Source organism: Pseudomonas palmensis (genome assembly GCF_017848315.1).
GTDB lineage: Bacteria > Pseudomonadota > Gammaproteobacteria > Pseudomonadales > Pseudomonadaceae > Aquipseudomonas > Aquipseudomonas palmensis.
Genome location: NZ_JAFKEC010000003.1, coordinates 94,191 through 118,365, shown reverse-complemented (window position 1 = coordinate 118,365; position 24,175 = coordinate 94,191). Strand labels below are relative to the sequence as shown.

Annotated in this window: 24 protein-coding genes; 2 read left to right on the top strand and 22 right to left on the bottom strand. The window is 60.0% G+C overall.

Going from position 1 to position 24,175, the window contains the following annotated elements:
* Nucleotide 1: 1 nt before the first annotated feature.
* A complete protein-coding gene (locus tag JZZ72_RS03055) occupies nt 2–664 on the bottom strand; it encodes an RraA family protein (protein WP_058541967.1) in 663 nt (220 codons plus the stop codon).
* A 108-nt stretch (nt 665–772) separates the two neighbouring features.
* Between JZZ72_RS03055 and JZZ72_RS03050 the strand changes: the two genes are divergently transcribed.
* Nucleotides 773–1,675, top strand: coding sequence for a LysR substrate-binding domain-containing protein (locus tag JZZ72_RS03050; protein ID WP_058541968.1), 903 nt, complete (start codon nt 773–775; stop codon nt 1,673–1,675).
* Nucleotides 1,676–1,772: 97 nt separating this feature from the next.
* Here the strand turns inward: JZZ72_RS03050 and glmS are convergent, their stop codons facing one another.
* The 21 genes from glmS to rpmH form a co-directional block, all read right to left on the bottom strand.
* Complete coding sequence (glmS, locus tag JZZ72_RS03045; RefSeq protein WP_058541969.1) at nt 1,773–3,608, bottom strand: glutamine--fructose-6-phosphate transaminase (isomerizing); 1,836 nt, start codon at nt 3,606–3,608, stop codon at nt 1,773–1,775.
* Nucleotides 3,609–3,619: 11 nt separating this feature from the next.
* Nucleotides 3,620–4,387, bottom strand: coding sequence for a DeoR/GlpR family DNA-binding transcription regulator (locus JZZ72_RS03040; RefSeq protein ID WP_058541970.1), 768 nt, complete (start codon nt 4,385–4,387; stop codon nt 3,620–3,622).
* A gap of 191 nt (nt 4,388–4,578) precedes the next feature.
* A complete protein-coding gene (gene glmU, locus JZZ72_RS03035; protein WP_058541971.1) occupies nt 4,579–5,946 on the bottom strand; it encodes a bifunctional UDP-N-acetylglucosamine diphosphorylase/glucosamine-1-phosphate N-acetyltransferase GlmU in 1,368 nt (455 codons plus the stop codon).
* Between the two features lie 127 nt (nt 5,947–6,073).
* Nucleotides 6,074–6,493 (bottom strand): F0F1 ATP synthase subunit epsilon, encoded by a 420-nt coding sequence (locus JZZ72_RS03030; protein WP_043860662.1) that lies wholly within the window; start codon nt 6,491–6,493, stop codon nt 6,074–6,076.
* 44 nt (nt 6,494–6,537) lie between these two features.
* Nucleotides 6,538–7,914, bottom strand: coding sequence for a F0F1 ATP synthase subunit beta (gene atpD / locus JZZ72_RS03025; RefSeq protein ID WP_043860663.1), 1,377 nt, complete (start codon nt 7,912–7,914; stop codon nt 6,538–6,540).
* A gap of 27 nt (nt 7,915–7,941) precedes the next feature.
* Nucleotides 7,942–8,802: a F0F1 ATP synthase subunit gamma gene (atpG, locus tag JZZ72_RS03020; protein WP_054916061.1), complete on the bottom strand. Its 861-nt coding sequence runs from the start codon at nt 8,800–8,802 to the stop codon at nt 7,942–7,944.
* A 50-nt stretch (nt 8,803–8,852) separates the two neighbouring features.
* The gene (gene atpA / locus JZZ72_RS03015; protein ID WP_043860665.1) at nt 8,853–10,397 is read right to left on the bottom strand and encodes a F0F1 ATP synthase subunit alpha; all 1,545 of its coding nucleotides are present in this window, start codon (nt 10,395–10,397) and stop codon (nt 8,853–8,855) included.
* Between the two features lie 21 nt (nt 10,398–10,418).
* A complete protein-coding gene (locus JZZ72_RS03010) occupies nt 10,419–10,955 on the bottom strand; it encodes a F0F1 ATP synthase subunit delta (protein WP_043860666.1) in 537 nt (178 codons plus the stop codon).
* A gap of 12 nt (nt 10,956–10,967) precedes the next feature.
* Nucleotides 10,968–11,438 carry a F0F1 ATP synthase subunit B gene (locus JZZ72_RS03005; RefSeq protein ID WP_043860667.1) on the bottom strand — a complete coding sequence of 157 codons (471 nt, stop codon included), beginning with the start codon at nt 11,436–11,438 and terminating at the stop codon, nt 10,968–10,970.
* Between the two features lie 57 nt (nt 11,439–11,495).
* A complete protein-coding gene (gene atpE / locus JZZ72_RS03000; RefSeq protein WP_003097235.1) occupies nt 11,496–11,753 on the bottom strand; it encodes a F0F1 ATP synthase subunit C in 258 nt (85 codons plus the stop codon).
* Nucleotides 11,754–11,895: 142 nt separating this feature from the next.
* The gene (gene atpB, locus JZZ72_RS02995) at nt 11,896–12,765 is read right to left on the bottom strand and encodes a F0F1 ATP synthase subunit A (protein ID WP_043860668.1); all 870 of its coding nucleotides are present in this window, start codon (nt 12,763–12,765) and stop codon (nt 11,896–11,898) included.
* A gap of 16 nt (nt 12,766–12,781) precedes the next feature.
* Nucleotides 12,782–13,189, bottom strand: coding sequence for a F0F1 ATP synthase subunit I (locus tag JZZ72_RS02990; RefSeq protein WP_043860669.1), 408 nt, complete (start codon nt 13,187–13,189; stop codon nt 12,782–12,784).
* A 149-nt stretch (nt 13,190–13,338) separates the two neighbouring features.
* Entirely contained in the window at nt 13,339–14,211 is an 873-nt protein-coding gene (locus tag JZZ72_RS02985) for a ParB/RepB/Spo0J family partition protein (RefSeq protein ID WP_043860670.1), read from the bottom strand.
* 9 nt (nt 14,212–14,220) lie between these two features.
* On the bottom strand, nt 14,221–15,015 hold the full coding sequence (locus JZZ72_RS02980) for a ParA family protein (protein ID WP_043860671.1): 795 nt from the start codon (nt 15,013–15,015) through the stop codon (nt 14,221–14,223).
* A gap of 18 nt (nt 15,016–15,033) precedes the next feature.
* Nucleotides 15,034–15,684, bottom strand: a complete 651-nt coding sequence (gene rsmG, locus JZZ72_RS02975; RefSeq protein ID WP_210014028.1) for a 16S rRNA (guanine(527)-N(7))-methyltransferase RsmG — start codon at nt 15,682–15,684, stop codon at nt 15,034–15,036.
* A complete protein-coding gene (mnmG, locus tag JZZ72_RS02970) occupies nt 15,681–17,573 on the bottom strand; it encodes a tRNA uridine-5-carboxymethylaminomethyl(34) synthesis enzyme MnmG (RefSeq protein ID WP_054916064.1) in 1,893 nt (630 codons plus the stop codon). The genes rsmG and mnmG overlap by 4 nt, the downstream gene beginning before the upstream one ends.
* A gap of 513 nt (nt 17,574–18,086) precedes the next feature.
* Nucleotides 18,087–19,457 (bottom strand): tRNA uridine-5-carboxymethylaminomethyl(34) synthesis GTPase MnmE, encoded by a 1,371-nt coding sequence (mnmE, locus tag JZZ72_RS02965; RefSeq protein ID WP_058541973.1) that lies wholly within the window; start codon nt 19,455–19,457, stop codon nt 18,087–18,089.
* An 83-nt stretch (nt 19,458–19,540) separates the two neighbouring features.
* Nucleotides 19,541–21,223, bottom strand: a complete 1,683-nt coding sequence (gene yidC / locus JZZ72_RS02960; RefSeq protein ID WP_043860674.1) for a membrane protein insertase YidC — start codon at nt 21,221–21,223, stop codon at nt 19,541–19,543.
* Between the two features lie 2 nt (nt 21,224–21,225).
* Nucleotides 21,226–21,474, bottom strand: coding sequence for a membrane protein insertion efficiency factor YidD (gene yidD / locus JZZ72_RS02955; protein WP_078481305.1), 249 nt, complete (start codon nt 21,472–21,474; stop codon nt 21,226–21,228).
* Nucleotides 21,467–21,871, bottom strand: a complete 405-nt coding sequence (gene rnpA, locus JZZ72_RS02950; RefSeq protein ID WP_196933215.1) for a ribonuclease P protein component — start codon at nt 21,869–21,871, stop codon at nt 21,467–21,469. Before rnpA ends, yidD begins: the two co-directional genes overlap by 8 nt.
* A gap of 13 nt (nt 21,872–21,884) precedes the next feature.
* A complete protein-coding gene (gene rpmH, locus JZZ72_RS02945; RefSeq protein ID WP_002551315.1) occupies nt 21,885–22,019 on the bottom strand; it encodes a 50S ribosomal protein L34 in 135 nt (44 codons plus the stop codon).
* 603 nt (nt 22,020–22,622) lie between these two features.
* Here rpmH and dnaA point away from each other — a divergent pair.
* Nucleotides 22,623–24,140, top strand: coding sequence for a chromosomal replication initiator protein DnaA (gene dnaA / locus JZZ72_RS02940; RefSeq protein WP_058541975.1), 1,518 nt, complete (start codon nt 22,623–22,625; stop codon nt 24,138–24,140).
* The last annotated feature ends 35 nt before the right edge of the window (nt 24,141–24,175 follow it).

Genomic DNA, 24,175 nt, shown 5'->3' with positions numbered 1-24,175 from the left:
TTCAGTGCTCCGCCTTGATGGCTTCGAATTGGGCGTCATGCATCACGTGTTCGACCGAGCGGCCCGCCCGCACGGCATCGAGCATGCCGGCCTGGCGCCGGTCTATCCGCTCGGCCAGGGCCAGAACCTGCTCAATGACAGCGGCTTGAATGAAAACGGTGCCGCATTCGTCGGCGATCACGTAGTCATCTTCTTCGACCGCCACGCCGGCCATGTGCACCTTGACCGCAGCGTCGACTTGAATGAGCCGATTGCGTGCGCTGATCATGGTTATGCCGCGGCCAAACACCGGGTAGCCGATGTCTGCATTGGCGCGGATATCGCGGCTGAAGCCATCGGTGACCGTGCCACGGATGCCCTTGCATCGCGCCGCATTGGCGAGGATGTCGCCCCAGCTGGAAACGCCGTGGAGGCCACCGGCAATGACCAGAACGCGATCATCGGTGGTGATTCGCTCCACCACCGGTGTAATCAGGTGAACGTCTGGCGCCGTTCCCTGCTTGGGGCCGAGCTGCACGGTGCTGGCACGGCCGACGATTTGCGGGCAGTTCCAGAGCGGCATCAGCCCGTTGGTGGCGCCAGGAAGTTCGAGGAAGTCCAGCGCGTCCGACACGGTGTTGGTGTCGAGCGCTGCCAGGCGTTCAAGCGTGGCTTTCAGGCTCATCGGTTGCAGACCTCTTGGGAGATGAGGCCTGAGTATCGACAAGGTGTTTTGATACGTATATTCCTAAGAAACTAAGCTTGTCATAGCCCTGACATATGGAAGCACACTGTGATCAATTTCCGCCTGATACGTCATCTCTGGTTGTTCCTGGCCGTTGCCGAGGACCAGAACTTCAGCCGCGCCGCCAGGCGCCTGGGCATGTCGCAGCCGCCGTTGACCGAACAGATCCAGGCCCTTGAACAGTCCTTGCGCGTGCAACTGTTCACCCGCTCGCGCCGCGGCGCGCAGCTCACCGCAGTTGGGGCGGCGATTCTGCCGGCGGTGCGCAAGTTTGCCGACCAGCTCGAGCGGCTCGAGCTGGCGGTGCATGAAGCCGTGGCCGGTCATGCTGGCGTGCTGACGATCGGGGCGATCACCTCGGCCATGATCGATGTGCTGCCGCCATTGATCGAGCGGTTCAAGCAGGACCACCCACTGATTACGGTATCGGTGCGGGAAATCGACAGTGCAGAAGCCATCCCTGCGCTGGAGGCTGGGGATATCGACATTGCCTTTGCGCGTCTGGAGGGGAACCTGGGCCGCCACCTGCAATCCATGCCGCTGTCCGAGGATCGTCTGGCGGTGGCGCTACCCAACGACCATCATCTGGCGAAGTGTGCGGCGATCAGCCTAGGGGCGCTTGCCGATGAAACCCTGGTGATGGCTTCACGGGATGTGAGCCCGGTGTACTTCGACTGCCTGGTGGGGTTATGCAAAGCCAGCGGTTTCGCGCCACGCATCGTGCACCAGGTGCGCTCGGTATCTTCCCAGGTGGCGTTCGTCAGCTGCGGCCAGGGCATCGCATTGGTGCCCGCCTCGATGGACAAGCTGGCCCCTGAAAACGTACTGGTCCGGCCGTTGCAGCCAGAAGTGAAGGTGGTCACCACCGCCGTGGCCTGGCACGACGGGCACAACAACCCGCTGGTCGAGGCGATGATCGATCAGGCCAGGCAAGGCTTGTTGATGGATTGAGCAGCGGCCGCACGGGTGTGCGGGGCAAGCAGGATCCGGGAAGGCGAACCTTCCCGGATCCTTTGGCGGTGTGGAGTGCCTGGGCCTGACCGGCCCCTTACTCCACCGTCACCGACTTGGCCAGGTTGCGGGGCTGGTCGACGTCGGTGCCCTTGAGCACGGCCACGTAGTACGACAGCAATTGCAGCGGGATGGTATACAGGATCGGTGCCAGCGCATCGACGATGTGCGGCATGGCGATCACATGGGTGCCCTCGCCATTGCTCATGCCAGCCTTCTCGTCGGCGAACACGATCAGCTCGCCGCCACGGGCGCGCACTTCCTGCAGGTTGGACTTGAGCTTCTCCAGCAGCTCGTTGTTCGGCGCCACGGTAACGACCGGCATGTCGGCATCCACCAGCGCCAGCGGGCCGTGCTTGAGCTCGCCAGCCGGGTAGGCTTCGGCGTGGATGTAGGAGATTTCCTTGAGCTTGAGCGCCCCTTCCATCGCCACCGGGAACTGCGCGCCACGGCCCAGGAACAGGGTGTGATGCTTGTCGGCGAACAGCTCGGACGTCTTCTCGATGGTGGCGTCCATTGCCAGCGCTTCGCCCAGGCGTACCGGCAGACGACGCAGTTGCTCGACCAGTTCGGCTTCGACGCCAGCCGGCAAGGTGCCACGCACGCGCCCCAGCGACAGGGTCAGCAACATCAGCGACACCAGCTGGGTGGTGAACGCCTTGGTCGAGGCCACGCCGATTTCCGGGCCGGCACGGGTCAGCAGGGTCAGGTCCGATTCACGCACCAGCGAGCTGATGCCAACGTTGCAGATGGCCAGGCTGGCAAGGAAGCCCAGCTCCTTGGCATTGCGCAGCGCCGCCAGGGTGTCGGCAGTTTCGCCCGACTGGGAAATCGACACGAACAGGGTGTCGGGCTGCACCACCACCTTGCGGTAGCGGAATTCACTGGCCACTTCGACCTGGCACGGAATGCCGGCCAGTTCTTCGAGCCAGTAACGCGCAACCATGCCCGCGTGGTAGCTGGTGCCACAGGCCACGATCTGTACATTGCGCACCTTGGGGAACAGCTCGGCCGCCTTGGGGCCGAAAGCCTGCACCAACACGTGATCCGAACCCAGGCGGTCTTCCAGGGTGCGCTGCACCACGGTGGGCTGCTCGTGGATTTCCTTGAGCATGAAGTGGCGGTAATGGCCCTTGTCGGCCGCCTCTGCACCTTCGTGGTACTGCACCGCCTCGCGCTGCACCGGCTGGCCATCGACGGCCCAGATGGTGATCTGGTCGCGGCGAATCTCGGCGATGTCGCCCTCCTCCAGGTACATGAAGCGGTCGGTGACCTGGCGCAGGGCCAACTGGTCGGAGGCCAGGAAGTTCTCGCCGTGGCCCAAGCCGATCACCAGCGGGCTGCCGCTGCGGGCGGCCAGCAGGCGGTCTGGCTGGCTGGCGCTGATAACCGCCAGGCCATACGCGCCATGCAGTTGCTTGACGGTCGCCTTGAGGGCGTCGGCCAGGTCCGGCAGGCTTTTGAGGGTGTGGTGCAGCAGGTGCACGATCACTTCGGTGTCGGTCTGCGAGGTGAATACGTAGCCCAGGCCCTTGAGCTGTTCACGCAGCACATCGTGGTTCTCGATGATGCCGTTGTGCACCACCGCCAGGTCGTGGCCGGAGAAATGCGGGTGTGCATTGCCTTCGGTTGGCGCGCCATGGGTCGCCCAGCGGGTGTGGGCGATACCCAGGTTGCCGACCAGCGGCTCGGCGGCAACGGCCGCTTCCAGCTCGCTGACCTTGCCGATGCGACGACGGCGTTCAAGGTGGCCCTGCTGGGTGAAGACAGCCAGGCCAGCACTGTCATAACCGCGGTATTCCAGGCGCTTGAGGCCTTCGATCAGGATGGTGGTGATGTTGCGTTCGGCGACGGCGCCCACGATTCCACACATAGATGTTGCTCCTAGCTGATAGCGGCACAGATGAGGTTGATGCCGCGGGCTTGAATTTGATCGCGTGCCTCCTGGGGCAGGCGTTCGTCGGTAATCAGGGTACTCACGCTGGCCCAGGGCAGCTCCAGGTTGGGAATCTTGCGCCCGACCTTGTCCGACTCGACCATCACGATCACTTCGCGGGCCACCTCGGCCATCACCCGGCTCAACCCCAGCAATTCGTTGAAGGTGGTGGTGCCGCGCACCAGGTCGATGCCATCGGCACCAATGAACAGCTGGTCGAAATCGTAGGAGCGTAGTACCTGCTCGGCAACCTGGCCCTGGAACGATTCGGAATGCGGGTCCCAGGTGCCGCCGGTCATCAGCAGTACCGGTTCGTGTTCCAGTTCGCTCAAGGCACGGGCCACGTTCAGCGAGTTGGTCATCACCACCAGCCCCGGTTGCTGACCCAGTTCGGGGATCATCGAAGCCGTGGTGCTGCCGCTGTCGATGATGATGCGCGCATGCTCGCGAATCCGCGCCACGGCGGCACGAGCGATGGCCTGTTTGTAGAGAGAGACGGGCTGGCCCTGGTCGGCGAACAGTTCCTGAGGCAGGGTCACCGCGCCACCGTAGCGGCGCAGCAGCAGGCCGTTGGCCTCCAACGCGGCGAGGTCCTTGCGAATGGTGACTTCGGAGGTTTCGAAACGCTTGGCCAGTGCATCCACACTCACCTCGCCCTGCTCATGCAGCAAGGCCAGGATGTTGTGTCGGCGTTGAGGTGTGTTTCGTTTCGACATGGGAAGTTAAGTTTCGATTCGAAAGATAATGACGCCAATCAAAACCTAAAGCTTTCATTTGGTCAAGCAGGCAATGAGATTTTTTCTGTGGATAAGGCGTTGCTGGGGTCAGGTTATCCACACTCCAATGCCAGGCAAAAAAAAGCCGACTTATGCACAATGCGGTCGGCTTTTTCAGAGCTGTGTACAACTCAGCTCTTCTTGACCTTCTCTGGTCGTTTCCAGCCATCGATGTTGCGCTGACGACCGCGGGCCACGCCCAACTGGCCAGCCTCGACCGTCTGGGTGATGGTGGACCCCGCAGCAGTGGTGGCCCCATCGAGGATATCCACAGGCGCCACCAGCGAGTTGTTGGAACCGATGAAGACATCCTCGCCCAGTACGGTACGGAATTTGTTGGCCCCGTCGTAGTTGCAGGTGATGGTGCCGGCGCCGATATTGGTGCGCGCCCCCACCTCGGCATCACCCAGGTAGGTCAGGTGGCCTGCTTTGGCACCTTCACCCAGGTGGGCATTCTTCAGTTCGACAAAGTTACCCACATGCGCACGGGCATCCAGCACGCTGCCCGGGCGCAGCCGCGCGAACGGACCGGCATCGCTGCCCTCGCCCAGCACGGCACCTTCGAGGTGGCTGTTGGCCTTGACCACTGCGCCCTTGCGCAGGGTGCTGTTCTTGATCACGCAGTTCGGGCCGATGACCACGTCATCCTCGATCACCACACGGCCTTCGAGGATAACGTTGACGTCGATGAGCACGTCACGCCCCACGATGACTTCGCCGCGCACGTCGAAACGCGCCGGGTCACGCAGGGTCACGCCCTGGGCCATCAGGCGACGACCTTCGCGCAATTGATAATGACGCTCCAGTTCGGCCAACTGACGACGGTCGTTGGCGCCCTGCACTTCCATCGGGTCCAGCGGCTGCTCGGTGGCTACCACCAGGCCGTCGGCCACTGCCATGGCGATCACGTCGGTCAGGTAGTACTCACCCTGTGCGTTGTGGTTCGACAGGCGGCCCAGCCACTCGGCCAACCGAGCCCCCGGTACGGCAAGGATGCCGGTGTTTCCTTCATTGATCGCCTTCTGTGCGTCGCTGGCATCCTTGTGCTCGACGATGGCAGCCACCTGGCCCTGGTCGTCGCGCACGATACGGCCGTAGCCGGTCGGGTCGGCCAGGGTCACAGTGAGCAGGCCCAGTTGCTGCGGGTTTACCCTGGCCAGCAAACGCTGCAGGGTGTCCACCTCGATCAGCGGTACATCGCCGTAGAGGATCAGCACGGTGTCGGCACTGAGCGCCGGCAAGGCCTGGGCCACGGCGTGGCCTGTGCCCAGCTGTTTGTCCTGCAACACGAAATTCAGGTCATCGGCAGCCAGTCGCTCGCGAACCAGCTCGGCACCATGTCCGATCACCACGTGAATACCCTGGGGCTCGAGCTGGCGGGCGCTGTGGATAACATGGCCAAGCATCGAGTTGCCGGCGACCGGGTGCAGTACCTTGGGCACGGCCGAGCGCATGCGTGTGCCCTGGCCTGCCGCGAGAATAACGATATCGAGAGACATTGACTGGCTACCAAATCCGGGGAGAGGTCGATGAATGACCGAAATGAGATATGCAGAAAAAGAAAAAGGGTAGCCGAGGCTACCCTTTAACTCAATCGCGGCGAAAGCAATCAGCCTGTAGGCCGAATTACCTTCCCTTGCGCAACTGCTGGACGGTGCGCAGCTGAGCTGCGGCTTCGGCCAGACGTGCGGCAGCGGCGCCGTAGTCGAACTCCGCGCCTTTGGCGTTCAGGGCGTTCTCGGCAGCCTTGAGGGCTTCCTGGGCCTGAGCTTCGTCCAGGTCGGCAGCACGTTGCACGGTATCGGCAAGCACCTTGACCATGTTCGGCTGGACCTCGAGGAAACCACCAGAGATGTAGAACACCTCTTGGGCGCCACCCTGCTTGGTCAGCGTGATCGGACCAGGCTTCAGATTAGTGATCAGCGGGGCGTGGCCTGGAGCGATACCAAGATCACCCAGGTTGCCGTGCGCAATCACCATCTCGACCAGGCCGGAGAAGATCTCTCCTTCCGCGCTGACGATATCGCAATGGACTGTCATAGCCATCTGCTTGCCTCAACCTGATTAGCGCCCCTCGCGGGGCGCCGGGATTACAGTTTCTTGGCTTTCTCGACTGCTTCTTCGATGCCGCCGACCATGTAGAACGCTTGTTCTGGCAGGTGGTCGTAGTCACCGTTGAGGATGCCTTTGAAGCCAGCAATGGTGTCTTTCAGGGAAACGTATTTGCCTGGAGAACCGGTGAAGACTTCAGCCACGAAGAACGGCTGGGACAGGAAGCGCTGGATCTTACGAGCACGGGAAACCAGTTGCTTGTCGGTCTCGGACAGTTCGTCCATGCCCAGGATCGCAATGATGTCCTTCAGCTCTTTGTAGCGCTGCAGCACGTACTGAACGCCGCGAGCGGTTTCGTAGTGCTCGTTGCCGATCACGTTCGGGTCCAGCTGGCGCGAAGTCGAGTCCAGTGGATCGACCGCTGGGTAGATACCCAGGGAGGCGATGTCACGGGACAGTACGACGGTGGCGTCCAAGTGGGCGAAGGTGGTGGCTGGCGACGGGTCGGTCAGGTCGTCCGCAGGTACGTATACGGCCTGGATCGAGGTGATCGAACCTTCCTTGGTCGAAGTGATACGTTCTTGCAGAACGCCCATCTCTTCAGCCAGGGTCGGCTGGTAACCTACCGCCGAAGGCATACGGCCCAGCAGTGCGGATACTTCGGTACCGGCCAGGGTGTAACGATAGATGTTGTCGACGAACAGCAGAACGTCGTTACCTTCGTCACGGAACTTCTCGGCCATGGTCAGGCCGGTCAGCGCTACGCGCAGACGGTTTCCTGGTGGCTCGTTCATCTGACCGTAGACCAGCGCTACCTTGTCGAGAACGTTGGAGTCCTTCATCTCGTGGTAGAAGTCGTTACCCTCACGAGTACGCTCACCCACACCGGCGAACACGGAATAACCGCTGTGCTCGATGGCGATGTTACGGATCAGTTCCATCATGTTTACGGTCTTGCCTACACCGGCACCACCGAACAGACCAACTTTACCGCCTTTGGCAAACGGGCAGACCAGGTCGATAACCTTGATGCCGGTTTCCAGCAGGTCGTTGCCGCCTGCCTGGTCAGCGAACGAAGGCGCTTCGCGGTGAATGCCCCAGCGCTCTTCTTCACCGATCGGACCAGCTTCGTCGATCGGGTTGCCCAGCACGTCCATGATCCGGCCCAGGGTCGCTTTACCGACCGGTACGGAGATGGCTGCGCCGCTGTCGACGACGTCCAGACCGCGCTTCAAGCCTTCGGTCGAGCCCATCGCAATGGTACGGACCACGCCGTCGCCCAGCTGCTGCTGAACTTCCAGGGTGGTTTCCGCGCCTTGTACTTTCAGTGCGTTGTACACGCTCGGCACGCTGTCACGTGGGAATTCCACGTCGATGACGGCGCCGATGATTTGAACGATACGTCCGCTACTCATAGCTGGATCCTCTGAATATTTGAACCGTTAAACCGCGGCAGCGCCGCCGACGATTTCCGAGATCTCTTGGGTGATCGCAGCCTGACGCGCCTTGTTGTAGATCAGCTGCAATTCGCTGATCAGGTCGCCGGCGTTGTCGGTGGCGTTCTTCATTGCGATCATCCGCGCAGCTTGTTCGGCCGCGTTGTTCTCGACCACCGCCTGGTAGACCTGCGACTCCACGTAACGCACCATCAGGCCGTCCAGCAGCTCCTTGGCGTCAGGTTCGTAGAGGTAGTCCCAGTGGTGCTTGAGTTCTTGATCCGGGGTTGCAACCAACGGAATCAACTGCTCGACCGTTGGGGCTTGCGTCATGGTATTGATGAACTTGTTCGATACCACGGACAGACGATCGATACGACCATCCAGGTAAGCGTCCAGCATGACCTTGACGCTGCCGATCAGATCATTGATCGACGGCTCTTCGCCCAGGTGGCTGATCGCTGCAACGACGTTACCGCCGTAGCTGCGGAAAAACGCCGCACCTTTGCTGCCCACCACGCACAGGTCGATTTCGACCCCTTGCTCGCGGTTGGCTGCCATGTCCTTGACCAGGGCCTTGAACAGGTTGGTGTTCAAGCCACCGCACAGACCACGGTCACTGCTCACAACCACATAACCGGCGCGCTTGACAGGGCGTTCGATCATGAAGGGGTGGCGGTATTCCGGGTTGGCGTTGGCCAGATGACCAATCACCTGGCGGATACGCTCCGCATAGGGACGGCTAGCAGCCATGCGCATTTGAGCCTTGCGCATCTTGCTGACCGCCACTTTTTCCATGGCGCTGGTAATTTTTTGCGTGCTTTTGATGCTCGCAATCTTACTGCGAATCTCTTTTGCGCCTGCCATGTAACACCTATCAGGTTAGCAAGCGGGGGCTGCAAAGCCCCCGCTGCGGCTTACCAGGTTTGGGTGGCCTTGAACTTCTCGATACCGGCTTTGATGCCAGCGTCGATTTCGTCGTTGAAGTCACCCTTCACGTTGATCTTCGCCATCAGTTCGGCGTGATCACGGTTGAAGAAAGCGATCAGCGCTTGTTCGAAGCTGCCGATCTTGGTGATTTCTACGTCGGTCAGGAACCCACGCTCAGCGGCATACAGCGACAGCGCCATGTCCGCGATGGACATTGGAGCGTATTGCTTCTGCTTCATCAGCTCGGTAACACGTTGACCGTGCTCGAGTTGCTTGCGGGTGGCTTCGTCCAGGTCAGAAGCGAACTGGGCGAATGCCGCCAGTTCACGGTACTGAGCCAGAGCGGTACGGATACCACCGGAGAGCTTCTTGATGATCTTGGTCTGAGCGGCACCACCTACACGGGATACCGAAACACCGGCGTTCACTGCAGGACGGATGCCCGAGTTGAACATGGCCGATTCCAGGAAGATCTGACCGTCGGTGATCGAGATCACGTTGGTCGGAACGAACGCGGAAACGTCGCCAGCCTGGGTTTCGATGATCGGCAGTGCGGTCAGCGAACCGGTCTTGCCAGTTACGGCACCGTTGGTGAACTTCTCTACGTACTCTTCGGAAACGCGCGATGCACGCTCCAGCAGACGGGAGTGGAGATAGAACACGTCACCTGGGTATGCTTCGCGTCCTGGTGGACGGCGCAGCAGCAGGGAGATCTGACGGTAGGCAACAGCCTGCTTGGACAGGTCATCGTAGACGATCAGTGCGTCTTCGCCGCGGTCACGGAAGAACTCGCCCATGGTGCAACCGGCGTATGGCGCCAGGAATTGCAGTGCGGCGGATTCCGAAGCACTGGCAACCACCACGATGGTGTTGGCCAGGGCGCCGTTTTCTTCCAGCTTGCGAACGATGTTGGCAACGGTCGAACGCTTCTGGCCGACAGCAACATACACACAGAAAATACCGGAGTCTTTCTGGTTGATGATGGCGTCGATGGCCATGGCGGTCTTGCCGATCTGACGGTCACCGATGATCAGCTCACGCTGGCCACGGCCGACAGGGATCATGGCGTCAACCGATTTGTAGCCAGTCTGTACAGGCTGGTCTACCGATTTACGCCAGATAACGCCCGGTGCAACCTTTTCAACTGCGTCGGTCTCGGTGTTGTTCAGCGGACCTTTGCCATCGATTGGGTTACCCAGTGCGTCGACGACGCGACCCAGCAGTTCCTTACCAACCGGAACTTCGAGGATGCGGCCGGTGCACTTGGCGCTCATGCCTTCAGCGAGGGTGTCGTACGCGCCCAGTACTACCGCACCAACGGAGTCTTGCTCCAGGTTGAGGGCCATACCGAACACGCCGCCCGGAAACTCGATCATTTCGCCGTACATAGCGTCGGCCAGACCGTGAATCCGCACGATACCGTCAGAAACGCTGACGACAGTACCTTCGTTGCGGGCTTGGGAGGCTACATCGAGTTTCTCGATGCGGCCCTTGATGATTTCACTAATTTCGGAAGGATTGAGTTGCTGCATTGCTCTGCTGCCCCTTCAAACTCAAGATTTCAATGCTTCGGCCAGTTTCGCGATTTTGCCGCGTACTGAACCATCGATAACCAGGTCGCCGGCGCGGATTACGACACCACCGATCAGGCTGGCATCCTCCGTCGCGTGCAGGCGCACTTCCCGGCTGAGTCGTGCACTGAGAACCTTGGCGAGTTTGTCTTGCTGTTCTTGGTTCAACGCAAAAGCACTGGTGACTTCCACGTCCACGGATTTCTCTTGTTCGGCCTTGTACAGATCGAACAGAGCCGAAATCTCCGGCAACAGCAGGAGACGTTCGTTTTCCGCGGCAACATGAATGAAATTCTGTGCCTGTGCATCGAACTTGTCACCGCACACGTCAATAAACGCGGCGGCCTTTTCTGCGCTCGTCAGTCGCGGGGCCTTGAGCAGGCGCTGCATTGTGTCGTCTTGAGACACTGCAGCAGCCAGGCCGAGCATGGCTGACCAATTGGCCAGTTGCTGATGGGCCTGGGCGTGCTCAAAGGCCGCCTTAGCGTAAGGTCGGGCCAACGTGGTCAGTTCTGCCATGATCGCCCTCGCTTAAATTTCAGCGGCCAGTTTATTAACCAGCTCCGCATGCGCGTTTTGATCGATTGTGGCGCCAAGGATCTTTTCAGCACCGTTGACGGCCAGGCTACCCACTTGGGCGCGCAGCGCGTCTTTGACACCGTTCAGTTCCTGTTCGATCTCGGCTTGAGCCTGGGCCTTCACACGGTCAGCTTCGACGCGAGCCTGGTCACGGGCTTCCTCGACGATCTGGTTACCGCGTTTCTTGGCTTGCTCAATGATTTCGGCTGCCTGAGCTTTAGCTTCGCGCAGTTGCTGACCCGCTTTATCTTGGGCCAGCTCCAGGTCGCGAGCTGCTCGGTTGGCAGCGTCCAGTCCTTCCGCGATCTTCTTCTGACGTTCTTGCAAAGCCGCGATGACCGGAGGCCACACGAACTTCATGCAAAACAGTACAAAAATGAAGAACGCAACGGACTGGCCAATCAGGGTTGCATTAATGTTCACGCCAACACCTCGCTCGTTCTAAGTCCATCACACCAATCCACTCGAAAATTCGAGTGATTAGCCAGCGATTTGACCAACGAAGGGATTAGCGAAGGTGAAGAACAGAGCGATACCAACACCGATCATGGTCACGGCGTCGAGCAGACCGGCGACGATGAACATTTTGACTTGCAGCATCGGAACCATTTCTGGCTGGCGAGCAGCGCCTTCCAGGAACTTGCCGCCCAGCAGGCCGAAACCAATGGCGGTACCCAGGGCACCCAGGCCGATCAGCAGAGCAACAGCGATAGCGGTAAGACCAACTACAGTTTCCATCTTTCCTCCCGACTTTTACGTCGTATTGGTTAGGTTTTTTAGTTTGAAGCGGTAAAACAAAATCGTTTGGTACAGCTGCCCTTGCGGACTTTTTCGGCCTCCCCCCACCCCGGCGGAGAGGCCTCAGACACGCCAGGCGGTCTTAATGGTTATCTTCGTGAGCCATCGACAGGTAGACGATGGTAAGCATCATGAAGATGAACGCTTGCAGGGTGATGATCAGGATGTGGAACACAGCCCACGCCCATTGCAGCACCACGCCCAGGCCGCTCAGCCACAGCAGACCGGCACCGAACATCACGGCGATCAGGATGAACACCAGCTCGCCGGCATACATGTTGCCGAACAGACGCAGGGCCAGCGAGATCGGCTTGGCGATCAGGGTCACGAATTCCAGCAGGAAGTTGACCGGGATCAGCAGGATCTGGACGAAGATGTTCTTGCTGCCGAACGGGTGCAGGGTCAGCTCGCCGATGAAGCCGCCGATGCCCTTGACCTTGATGCTGTAGAAGATGATCAGTGCGAACACGCAGAAGGCCATCGCGATGGTGGCGTTCGGGTCGGTGGTGGATACGGCACGGAACGGGATGTGCGGATCACCGGAGATCAGCATCGCCAGTTGCGGGATCCAGTCGACCGGGATCAGGTCGACGGCGTTCATCAGGAACACCCACACGAAGATGGTCAGTGCCAGCGGTGCGATGACCGGGCTGCGGCCGTGGAACGAGTCCTTGACGCTGCCGTTGACGAATTCGACCATCACCTCGACGAAGTTCTGCAGGCCGCCGGGTTGACCGGAAGTCGCTTTTTTCGCCGCCATGCGGAACAGGAGGATGAAGATCAGACCCAGCGCAACGGACCAACCCAGGGTGTCCACGTGGAACGCCCAGAAGCCCATTGCCTTGGCTTCTGCTGCGGAATGGGCAAAGCCCCAACCGCCGTCTGGTAATTGCCCGAAGGTCAAGTTCTGCAAGTGGTGCTGGATATAGCCCGAAGCGGTTTCTGCTGCCATGTTTGCCTCAAACGCCCTAAGGTCTCGAAAGTCTCGTTTTTATCAGCAGGGGCGCGAACCAGCTGACCAACTGGGTCAGCAAGAAGACGCCGAATACTGCTAATGGCGCCAATGGCTTCACTCCTGCGAACGTCAATGCGAACAGCACTGCCGTCAAAATCAATTTGCCTGCCTCGCCAGCGTAGAACGACTTGACGATGGCCTGCGCTGCCCTGGCGCCGGTGTAACGGAACGCCTTGTAGGCAAAGTACAGATTCGGCAGCCAGGCGATCAGTCCTCCGCAGAGTGCCGAATAGCCGCTGACCACCCCATGCCACTGCCACACCCCCAACGATGCCAGCAGCAACACGACAAATTGAGCGAACAGTACCGGAAAAACCGCCCAGCGATGGAAAGGCAAGCGGTTTGGCGTGCGGGTCTCCATCACAACTGCTCCTCGAAAGTCGACCAACCAGTCAGTAATGACTTGGCATAATTTGTGCCGACAAAATGCGCGCAGAGTATAGGGGCGCTTGGACCCCTATTCAACTGCTGGGTAGTGATTTCCGACTGCGCGCTACAAAGCGAATTGTTTCAGCGGATGTGAGCAAGCACACCCTGCAACTCGTCCAGGGAGTTGTAACGGATCACCAACTGGCCTTTGCCCTTGTTGCCGTGACGGATCTGTACCGCCGAGCCCAGCCGCTCTGCCAGACGCTGTTCAAGGCGGGTGATGTCCGGATCGGGCTTGGCCGGTTCCACCGGCTCGGGCTTGCCGCTGAGCCACTGGCGAACCAGGGCTTCGGTCTGGCGTACGGTCAGGCCTCGTGCGACAACGTGTCGCGCCCCGTCGACCTGCTGTTCTTCAGGCAAACCGAGCAGCGCACGGGCATGCCCCATCTCCAGGTCGCCGTGGGACAGCATGGTCTTGATGACTTCCGGCAGCGAGATCAGGCGCAGCAGGTTGGCCACGGTCACCCGCGACTTGCCCACAGCATCCGCGACCTGTTGCTGGGTCAGCTGGAACTCCTGCTGCAGGCGCTGCAGCGCGATGGCCTCTTCCACCGGGTTGAGGTCTTCGCGCTGGATGTTCTCGATCAGCGCCATGGCGATGGCGGTTTCATCCGGCACATCGCGCACCATCGCCGGGATGGTCTCCATGCCGGCCTGCTGGCTGGCGCGCCAGCGGCGTTCGCCGGCGATGATCTCGAAGCGGTCGTCACCGATCGGGCGGACCACGATCGGCTGCATCACGCCCTGGCTCTTGATCGAATGCGCCAGTTCTTCAAGGGCCTGCGGGTCCATGTCCCGACGGGGCTGGTATTTACCGCGCTGGATCAGGTCCAGCGGCAAGTGTTGCAGTTCTTTCTGGTCGACCTTGACAGCCTGCTCTTCGAGCGCGCTGACGGTAGGACCACTGAGCAGTGCATCCAACCCACGTCCGAGACCTCGTTTCTTAACGGCCATGCGGATTCCTTAAGTTGCCTGTGCGGCAGTGCGGGTTTGACGGCGTTGACGGCGTACCAGTTCACCGGCCAGGGCCAGATAGGCCAGGGCGCCACGGGACTGCTTGTCGTAGGCCAGGGCCGGCATACCGAAGCTCGGGGCCTCGGCCAGGCGGATGTTGCGCGGGATCACCGTATCGTAGAGCTGCTCGCCGAAGTGTTCCTTGAGCTGCGCGGACACGTCGTTGATCAGGCTCAGGCGCGGGTCGTACATGGTGCGCAACAGGCCTTCGATCTTGAGCTGCGGATTGAGCTTGGCAGCGATGCGCTTGATGTTATCCACAAGGTCGCTCAAGCCTTCCAGGGCAAAGTATTCACATTGCATCGGAATGATCACGCCATCGGCGGCCACCAGGGCATTGAGCGTCAGCATCGACAGCGACGGCGGGCAGTCGATCAGGATGTAGTCGTAACTCTCGCGGATCGGCGCCAGCGCTGTGCGCAGCCGGCTCTCCTTCATCTGCATTTCGAGCAGAACCACTTCGGCCGCAGTGAGGTCGCGGTTGGCCGGCAGCAGTTGATAACCACCGTGTTCGGACACGTGCATGGCTTGAGCCAGGTCGCACTCGCCGATCAGCAGGTCATAGACCGAATGTTCAAGGACGTGTTTATCCACACCGCTACCCATGGTGGCGTTGCCCTGTGGATCGAGGTCAATCAGCAGCACGCGGCGCTTGGTAGCCACCAGCGATGCAGCGAGATTGATGCAGGTGGTGGTCTTGCCCACACCACCTTTCTGGTTCGCGATCGCGAATACCTTAGCCATTCTTGCTTGTGTTCCCAGTCATGCCGTGCGGCGCAGTATCAGCAGATGGCGCTGGCCTTGGCAACCCGGAACGGTCAAGGCCTGCTCGCTATCCACTTTGAAATCTGCCGGCAATGCTACCAGCTCATCAGCCGGATGCAGCCCTTTCATTGCCAGCCACTGCGTCTGGGCGTCGCCAAGGTGGCGCGTCCAATTGGTGAAGTTCTCCATGCTGCTGAAAGCACGAGAAACAATTCCGGAGAAAGGCTGTTCCGGCTGGAACGCCTCGACCCGGCTGTGGATAACTTGCAGGTTATCCAGCTTCAGCTCCAGTTTCACCTGGGTGAGGAAGCGGGTTTTCTTGCCGTTGCTGTCCAGCGCCGTGACCTGCTTGTGCGGATGCAGGATAGCCAGGGGAATGCCCGGCATGCCGCCGCCGCTACCGACGTCGAGCCAGCGCTCGGTGTCGCTGTGGATAAACGGCATGACGCTCAGGCTGTCCAGCAGGTGGCGGGATACCATTTCGTCGGGATTGCGCACTGCAGTCAGGTTGTAAGCCTTGTTCCACTTGATCAGCAGCGCCAGATAAGCCAGCAGTTGCGCGTGCTGGGCCTCGCTCAGCTCGACACCAAGCTGGCGGGCACCTGTGGACAACTCCTGGGCGTGTTGAGGGGTGACCATAGAACTCAAGCGCTTTGCTCCAACTCGCGGCCTGCGCCGCGTTTTTTCAGGTGAATCAGCAACAGGGAAATAGCCGCCGGGGTCACGCCGGGAACGCGCGAGGCCTGGCCGAGTGTCTCTGGGCGGGCCTGGCTGAGCTTACCCTGAATCTCCTTGGACAACCCGGAAATACCAGCGTAGTCGATATCCTCGGGCAGGCGGGTGTCTTCGCTTGCCCGCAGGCGAGCGATTTCTTCCTGTTGCCGGTCGATGTAACCGGCGTATTTGGTCTTGATCTCGACCTGCTCGGCCACCTGAGGGTCGATTTCTCCACCGCCGGTCACTTCCACCAACCCGGCATAGTCGATTTCCGGGCGGGTCAGCAGGTTGAGCAGGTTGTATTCATGGCTGAGCGGCGTGCCGAACTTATCCACAATCGCCTGGCCCATCGCGGTATTGGGCTGAACCCAGGTGGACTTCAGGCGTTGCTCCTCGCGCTCGATGCTTTCGCGCTTGGCGCTGAACGCGGCCCAGCGTGCATCGTCGACCAGGCCCAGTTCACGGCCTTTTTCGGTCAGACGCAGGTCGGCGTTGTCTTCACGCAGAATCAGGCGGTACTCGGCCCGCGAGGTGAACATGCGGTACGGCTCCTGGGTACCCAGGGTGATCAGGTCGTCGACCAGCACCCCGATGTACGCCTCGTCGCGGCGCGGGCACCAGCTTTCGCGGCCCTGTGCACGCAGCGCGGCGTTGGCACCGGCCAGCAGCCCCTGCGCACCGGCCTCTTCGTAACCGGTGGTGCCGTTGATCTGGCCGGCAAAGAACAACCCGCCGATGGCCTTGGTTTCCAGGCTGTACTTCAGGTCACGCGGGTCGAAGTAGTCGTATTCGATGGCATAGCCCGGGCGCACGATGTGCGCGTTTTCCATGCCGCGGATCGAACGCACCAACTGCAGCTGCACGTCGAACGGCAGGGATGTGGATATCCCGTTCGGGTAAAGCTCGTGGGTATTGAGCCCTTCTGGCTCGATGAATACCTGGTGGCTCTGCTTGTCGGCAAACCGGTGGATCTTGTCTTCGATCGACGGGCAGTAACGCGGGCCGATGCCCTCGATCACGCCGGAGTACATCGGCGAACGATCGAGGTTGGAAGCAATGATCTCGTGAGTGCGTTCGTTGGTGTGGGTAATCCAGCAACTGACCTGACGCGGGTGCATGGCCTTGTCGCCCATGAACGACATCACCGGTATCGGGGTGTCACCGGCCTGTTCGGTCATCACCGAGAAATCTACCGAACGCCCGTCGATACGCGGCGGCGTGCCGGTTTTCAGGCGACCCATGCGCAGCGACAGCTCACGCATGCGGTGCGCCAGAGCGATGGCCGGCGGATCGCCGGCACGCCCACCGGAATAATTCTGCAGACCTATGTGGATAAGTCCGCTGAGGAAGGTACCCGTGGTCAGCACCACAGAATCGGCATGGAAACGCAGACCCATCTGCGTGACGACGCCGCGTACCTGGTCCTGCTCGACGATCAGGTCGTCACAGGCCTGCTGGAATATCCACAGGTTGGGCTGGTTTTCGAGAATCTCGCGTACCACGGCCTTGTAGATGGCGCGGTCGGCCTGGGCGCGGGTTGCACGCACCGCCGGGCCTTTGCGGTTGTTCAAAACGCGGAATTGGATACCGCTCTTGTCGGTAGCCAGGGCCATGACACCGCCCAGCGCATCGATCTCCTTGACCAGATGGCTCTTGCCAATACCGCCAATGGCCGGGTTGCAGCTCATGTGCCCGAGGGTTTCCACGTTGTGGGTCAGCAGCAGGGTTTTCACACCCATGCGTGCAGACGCAAGCGCAGCCTCGGTTCCGGCATGGCCGCCGCCGATGACGATCACTTCAAAACGGGAAGGGAAATCCACCACGCACCTCGTGCCTGTTTCGGGAATAGATAGGAATAACGCACAAGTATAGGGACTTACCCCCCTTCTAGGAACCGCTTGAACAAAATTTAACCAGCCTGTGGATGAGTGGCTGACAATAGAAATAAAGAGAGAGAAATTTATTAAAGCTTTGTTTTTATGTTTATTCTTAGTGAGGCAGCTTTCTGTGGATAAACCTCTACAGCCCTTATTCCACCTTATGTACAGAGGTTCAAAAGGCTGTGGTCTAGTGGCCATGAGGGGTCTGGATAAGCGCCTTAAGCCTGTGGATGAAACACCCACTTATCAACAGGGGGAGTTATCTCCAGCCTTGAGGCCGGGTTATCAACCGAGCTGAGGCGGGGTTTTCCACAGGGCTTATTCTGCGGTTTGTGAGTAAGACAGGCACGCGAAAGCCCCGGAGCGTTCCGGAATTCTCGACAGGGGATAAAAAACCGAGGGGATGACAGCCGACAACGAGGCCCTGGATCGGCCCCGTTGTGGATAAACGGACTACTTGCCGATGCAGAAGCTGGAGAAGATGCGCCCCAGCAGGTCATCGGAGCTGAAGGCGCCGGTAATTTCGCCCAGGGACTGCTGGGCCTGGCGCAGGTCTTCGGCCAGCAGCTCTCCAGCGCCCGCCAGGGTCAATTGCGCATGACCGTGGTCCAGGTGCGAACTGGCCTGGCGCAGGGCGTCCAGGTGGCGACGGCGGGCACTGAAGCCGCTTTCGGCGGTCTGTTCGTAGCCCATGCAGGCCTTGAGGTGATCGCGCAGCAGTTCCAGGCCCTGGTCGGCGCCCTTGGCACTGAGGGTGATGGTGACGTGGCCATCGTCGGACAACTGCAGGCCCACGGGGTCGCCACTGAGGTCGGCCTTGTTGCGAATCAGCGTGACCTTGGCCGGGTCGGGGCGCTGTTCAAGGAATTCAGGCCACAATGCGAACGGATCATCGGCTTCAGGTGCCGTGGCATCCACCACCAATAGCACCCGATCGGCCTCGCCAATGGCCTTGAGGGCACGTTCCACCCCAATCTTTTCCACATGGTCTTCGGTATCGCGCAGGCCGGCGGTGTCCACCACGTGCAACGGCATGCCGTCGATGTGGATATGTTCGCGCAGCACATCCCGGGTAGTACCGGCGATGTCCGTCACGATGGCCGCCTCGCGCCCGGCCAGTGCGTTGAGCAGGCTGGACTTGCCGGCATTCGGCCGCCCGGCGATCACCACCGTCATGCCGTCGCGCAACAGCGCACCCTGCCCCGCCTCGCGCTGCACTGTGGATAAACTTTCGCGCACCTCCTCGAGCATGCGCAGGACGTGGCCATCGGCAAGAAAATCGATTTCCTCTTCGGGAAAGTCGATTGCCGCCTCGACGTAGATACGCAGGCTGATCAGTTTTTCGGTGAGGTTATCCACACGGCGGGAGAATTCGCCCTGCAACGAGCGCAGCGCATTACGCGCCGCCTGTGCAGAACTGGCCTCGATCAGGTCGGCGATGGCTTCGGCCTGCGCCAGGTCGAGCTTGTCGTTGAGAAAGGCGCGCTCGCTGAATTCGCCCGGGCGCGCCAGGCGGCAACCCAGTTCCACGCAGCGCTGCAGCAGCATGTCGAGCACAACCGGGCCGCCGTGGCCCTGCAGTTCCAGCACATCTTCACCGGTAAAGGAGTTGGGCCCGGGAAAATACAGGGCAATGCCTTCATCCAGCACCAGGCCATCGTCGCCCTTGAACGGACCGTAATGGGCATACCGCGGGGTGAGCTCACGGCCGGTGATGGCCAACCCGGCCTTGCCGGCCAGCGGTCCGGAAATACGCACGATTCCTACACCGCCACGACCCTGGGCAGTGGCAATTGCAGTGATGGTTTCACGACGAGCATTCATCAGCGAAGGCCTCAGACAAAAACGACAGATAGCAAAACGCCCCACGAGGGGGCGTTTTATCCACAGGTTAGCTGGCTAACCCGTCAAGCGGTGGCTTTGTTGCTCGCCGCTTCGATCTTGCGGGTGATGTACCACTGCTGTGCGATCGACAGGCAGTTGTTCACAACCCAGTACAGCACCAGACCTGCCGGGAACCACAGGAAGAAGAAGGTGAAGATGATCGGCATCAGCTTCATCACCTTGGCCTGCATCGGATCCGGCGGCGTCGGGTTCAGGCGCTGCTGGATGAACATGGTCGCGCCCATGATGATCGGCAGGATGAAGAACGGATCCTTGATCGACAGGTCGGTAATCCAGAACATCCACGGGGCCTGGCGCATTTCAACGCTTTCCAGCAATACCCAGTAGAGCGAAAGGAAGACTGGCATCTGCACCAGGATCGGCAGGCAGCCGCCCAGCGGGTTGATCTTCTCTTTCTTGTACAGCTCCATCATGGCCTGCGACATCTTCTGCCGGTCATCGCCATGTTGTTCTTTCAGCGCGGCCAGTTTAGGTGCCACGGCACGCATGCGCGCCATCGACTTGTAGCTGGCAGCGGACAGCGGGAAGAACAGCAGCTTGATCAGCATGGTCAGGACGATGATCGACCAGCCCCAGTTGCCGAGCAGCTCATGGATATGTTGCAGCAGCCAGAAGATCGGCTGGGCAATGAACCACAGGATGCCGTAGTCGACGGTCAGCTCCAGGCCCGGGGACAGCGCCTTGAGTTTTTCCTGGCTCTTGGGACCGGCGTACAGCAGCGTGCTGGTTTCGCCCTGGGCGCCGGCAGCCACGTTCAGCTCCGGACCGGTGAACCCGATGATGTAGTTGCCCTGGCTGTCCTTGCGTGTCTGAACAACGTTGTTGTCCGACTTGTTGGGAATCCAGGCGGTCACGAAGTAGTGCTGCAACCAGGCAACCCAGCCGCCGGTAACATTTTCTTTCAAACTTCCTTTGTCGATGTCCTTCATCGACACTTTCTTGTACGGCTCGGCACTTGTCCACAGGGCGGCGCCCAGATAGGTGGCGGTACCGGTGGCGGTGCTCGACGACGGATCGGAGCTGGCATCGCGCTTGAGCTGTGCAAACAGGTTGCCTGTCCACGGCTTGCCGCTCTGGTTGTCGATCAGGTGAGTGACTTTCAGGTCATATTCACCACGGTTCAGGGTGAAACGCTTGATGTAGTTCACACCCGCGTCGCTGAACTTGAGGTCGACGACCAGTTGGTTCTGGCCATCGGCCAGTTGATAACTTTTCTGCTCGGCGGAATACAGCGGGCGACCAGCGGCACGTGCATCGGGGCCGTTGGCACCGGTCAGGCCGCTCTGGGCCAGGTAAACGCGCTCGCCGCCGTTATCGAACAGCTGGAACGGAATTTCCGGATGGTCCTGGCGACGTGGATATTTCGGCAGGGTCAGCTGCGCGATATCACCGCCGTTGGGGTTGATAGCCAGGTCGAGGACATCGGTCTTGACCCTAATCAGGTCTGTGCTGACGGCAACCGGTGCAATTTCTGCAGGGGTGGTTTCAGCAGTGGCGCTCGGAACATCGGCGCTGGCGCCGGATGTGCCAACGGTCGGGGTATCGGGCAAGCCCGGCGCGACGGTGCTGGCAGCAGTATTCTGAGTCGGCAGGGCAGCCTGGCCGTAGTCCTGGTTCCACTTGAGGACCATGACATAGGACACGATTGCCAGGGCGGCGATCAGGATCGTGCGTTTAATATCCATGATTACTCGGCTATCGAAGAAGAAGTACGGGAAGTGGGAGCAGGCGGAACCGGGTCATAACCGCCGGCATTCCACGGATGACAACGCCCGAGACGACGAGCGGTCAACCATCCACCGCGCAATGCGCCATGTGTTTCGATGGCTTCAATCGCATAGGTGGAACAGGTCGGATAGAAACGACAGTGGCTGGCCATCAGAGGGCTAATGGCGTAACGGTAAAACTGGATCGGAACGAGTACCAGTTTACGCATCTGGACGGTCTACCCCTGCAGATTCGCTGTTAACCACTGGAGCGGGCCGACTGCGTGCAAGGCGCTTCCAGAGCTTGCCAAAATGTTGGTGCAATTCTGGGTTTTCTACGTCGCCCAGGCCTTTGCGCGCGACGATCACGATGTCCCAACCGGCCAGCAAATGCTGGTGGAGACGAAACGAATCGCGCATCAAACGCTTCAAGCGGTTGCGTTGAACGGAGAGCTTGACGCTCTTTTTCCCGATCACGAGCCCCAGGCGGGGATGATCCAGGCCGTTCTCGCGGGCAAGGAGCAAGAGACTCTTGCCTGGCACCTTGCCGGATGGAGAGTCAAAGACCGCTTTGAAGTGTCGGGGTGTCAGAAGACGTTTTTCCCGACTGAAGTCCTGACTCACCACCTGTGCCGAAAAATCAAACTGCCAGACGCTTACGGCCTTTGGCACGACGGCGGGACAGTACGGCACGGCCGTTCTTGGTAGCCATACGGGCACGGAAACCGTGAGTGCGGGCGCGCTTGATGGTGCTTGGTTGGAAAGTACGTTTCATGGCGTGTTACCTGGTTCGTCGACAACGGGCCGGAATGGCCCCCGTTTTAAGAGACCGGCGATTCTAGAGAAAGCAGCGCCATAGGTCAATTTCCAACCAGCTTTTCCTTATGGATAAAAAACCGGGCGCCTTCGCATGCTCGTCCACAGGCCTGTGCCCCGGATGACAGGGACACAGCCTTGCCGGACGCTTAAACATAGAAAAAAGAAGAGAAGGTATTTAAAGCTTTTTTGTAAATCTTATAGAACTTAGGCAGCTGTTTTCTGTGGATAGAACGCTACAGGCCTTGTTCTACGTACTGTACAGAGAAAAGAAACCCTGTCGGGAAGCGGTGCTCTGGCTGTGCTGTGCAGGCGCAAAAGCTGTGGATTAAAAGGTCTTTTATCCACAGCGCAGTTATCCACCGATTTCAACCCCCAGTTGTGCAAAGTGCTCAGGCATGGTTATCCACAGGGCTTATTCACAGCGGTAAAGTGACGTTTTTGCCACTAACCTGCTGATTTATCGCCACCCTCGACACACCTGCATGTGGATAACTGCGCTGGTGGTCGGTACAATGGCCGCTTGTTTTTGCCTCACCGGCGTTCAACTCAGGGGATATCCGTGTCAGTGGAACTTTGGCAGCAGTGCGTGGACCTTCTGCGCGACGAACTGCCTGCCCAGCAATTCAACACCTGGATCCGTCCGCTACAGGTCGAAGCCGAAGGCGACGAGTTGCGCGTCTATGCGCCTAACCGGTTCGTACTCGATTGGGTCAATGAAAAGTACCTGGGTCGCTTGCTCGAACTGCTGGGCGAACACGGCAACGGCATCGCCCCTGCGCTTTCCTTATTAATAGGCAGCCGACGCAGTTCGGCACCCCGTGCTGCGCCCAACGCACCGCTCGCCGCCTCGGTCGCCGCTTCCCAGGCCCAGCAGGCTGCCCAGGTCGCCGCCGTGGCAGCCCCGGCAGCGCCAGCACCTGTGCCGGCAGCGCCCCAGGTCGAAGATGCACCTTCGCGCGACAGCTTCGACTCGATGGGCGAGAACACTGCCGTGGTGGCTCCACCCAGCAGCCGTACCGAACAACGTACTGTGCAGGTAGAGGGTGCGCTCAAACACACCAGCTACCTGAACCGCACCTTCACCTTCGAGAATTTCGTCGAGGGCAAGTCCAACCAGCTGGCCCGCGCGGCAGCCTGGCAGGTCGCCGACAACCCCAAGCATGGCTACAACCCGTTGTTCCTCTATGGCGGGGTGGGCCTGGGTAAGACTCACTTGATGCACGCTGTGGGTAACCACCTGCTCAAGAAGAATCCGAATGCCAAGGTGGTGTACCTGCACTCGGAGCGCTTCGTCGCCGACATGGTCAAGGCGTTGCAGCTCAATGCCATCAACGAGTTCAAGCGCTTCTACCGCTCGGTCGATGCGCTTCTGATCGACGACATTCAATTCTTTGCCCGCAAGGAGCGTTCGCAGGAGGAGTTTTTCCACACCTTCAACGCCCTGCTCGAAGGTGGCCAGCAGGTGATTCTCACCAGCGACCGCTACCCCAAGGAAATCGAAGGCCTCGAGGAGCGCCTCAAGTCCCGCTTTGGCTGGGGCCTGACCGTTGCCGTAGAGCCGCCGGAGCTCGAGACCCGCGTTGCGATCCTGATGAAGAAGGCCGACCAGGCCAAGGTCGACCTGCCACATGACGCTGCGTTCTTCATTGCCCAGCGCATCCGCTCCAACGTGCGGGAACTGGAAGGCGCGCTGAAGCGGGTCATTGCCCACTCGCACTTCATGGGCCGCGATATCACCATCGAGTTGATTCGCGAGTCGCTCAAGGATCTGCTGGCACTGCAGGACAAGCTGGTGAGTGTGGATAACATTCAGCGCACAGTGGCCGAGTACTACAAGATCAAGATTTCCGATCTGCTGTCCAAGCGGCGTTCGCGTTCGGTGGCCAGGCCGCGTCAGGTGGCCATGGCCCTGTCCAAGGAACTGACCAACCACAGCCTGCCGGAAATCGGCGACGTCTTCGGCGGCCGCGATCACACCACGGTGTTGCACGCGTGCCGCAAGATCAACGAACTCAAGGAATCCGACGCGGATATCCGCGAGGACTATAAGAACCTGCTGCGGACCCTGACGACGTGATGAACGTCAGCGCGGCTTTTTTTTAAGGCAAGGGA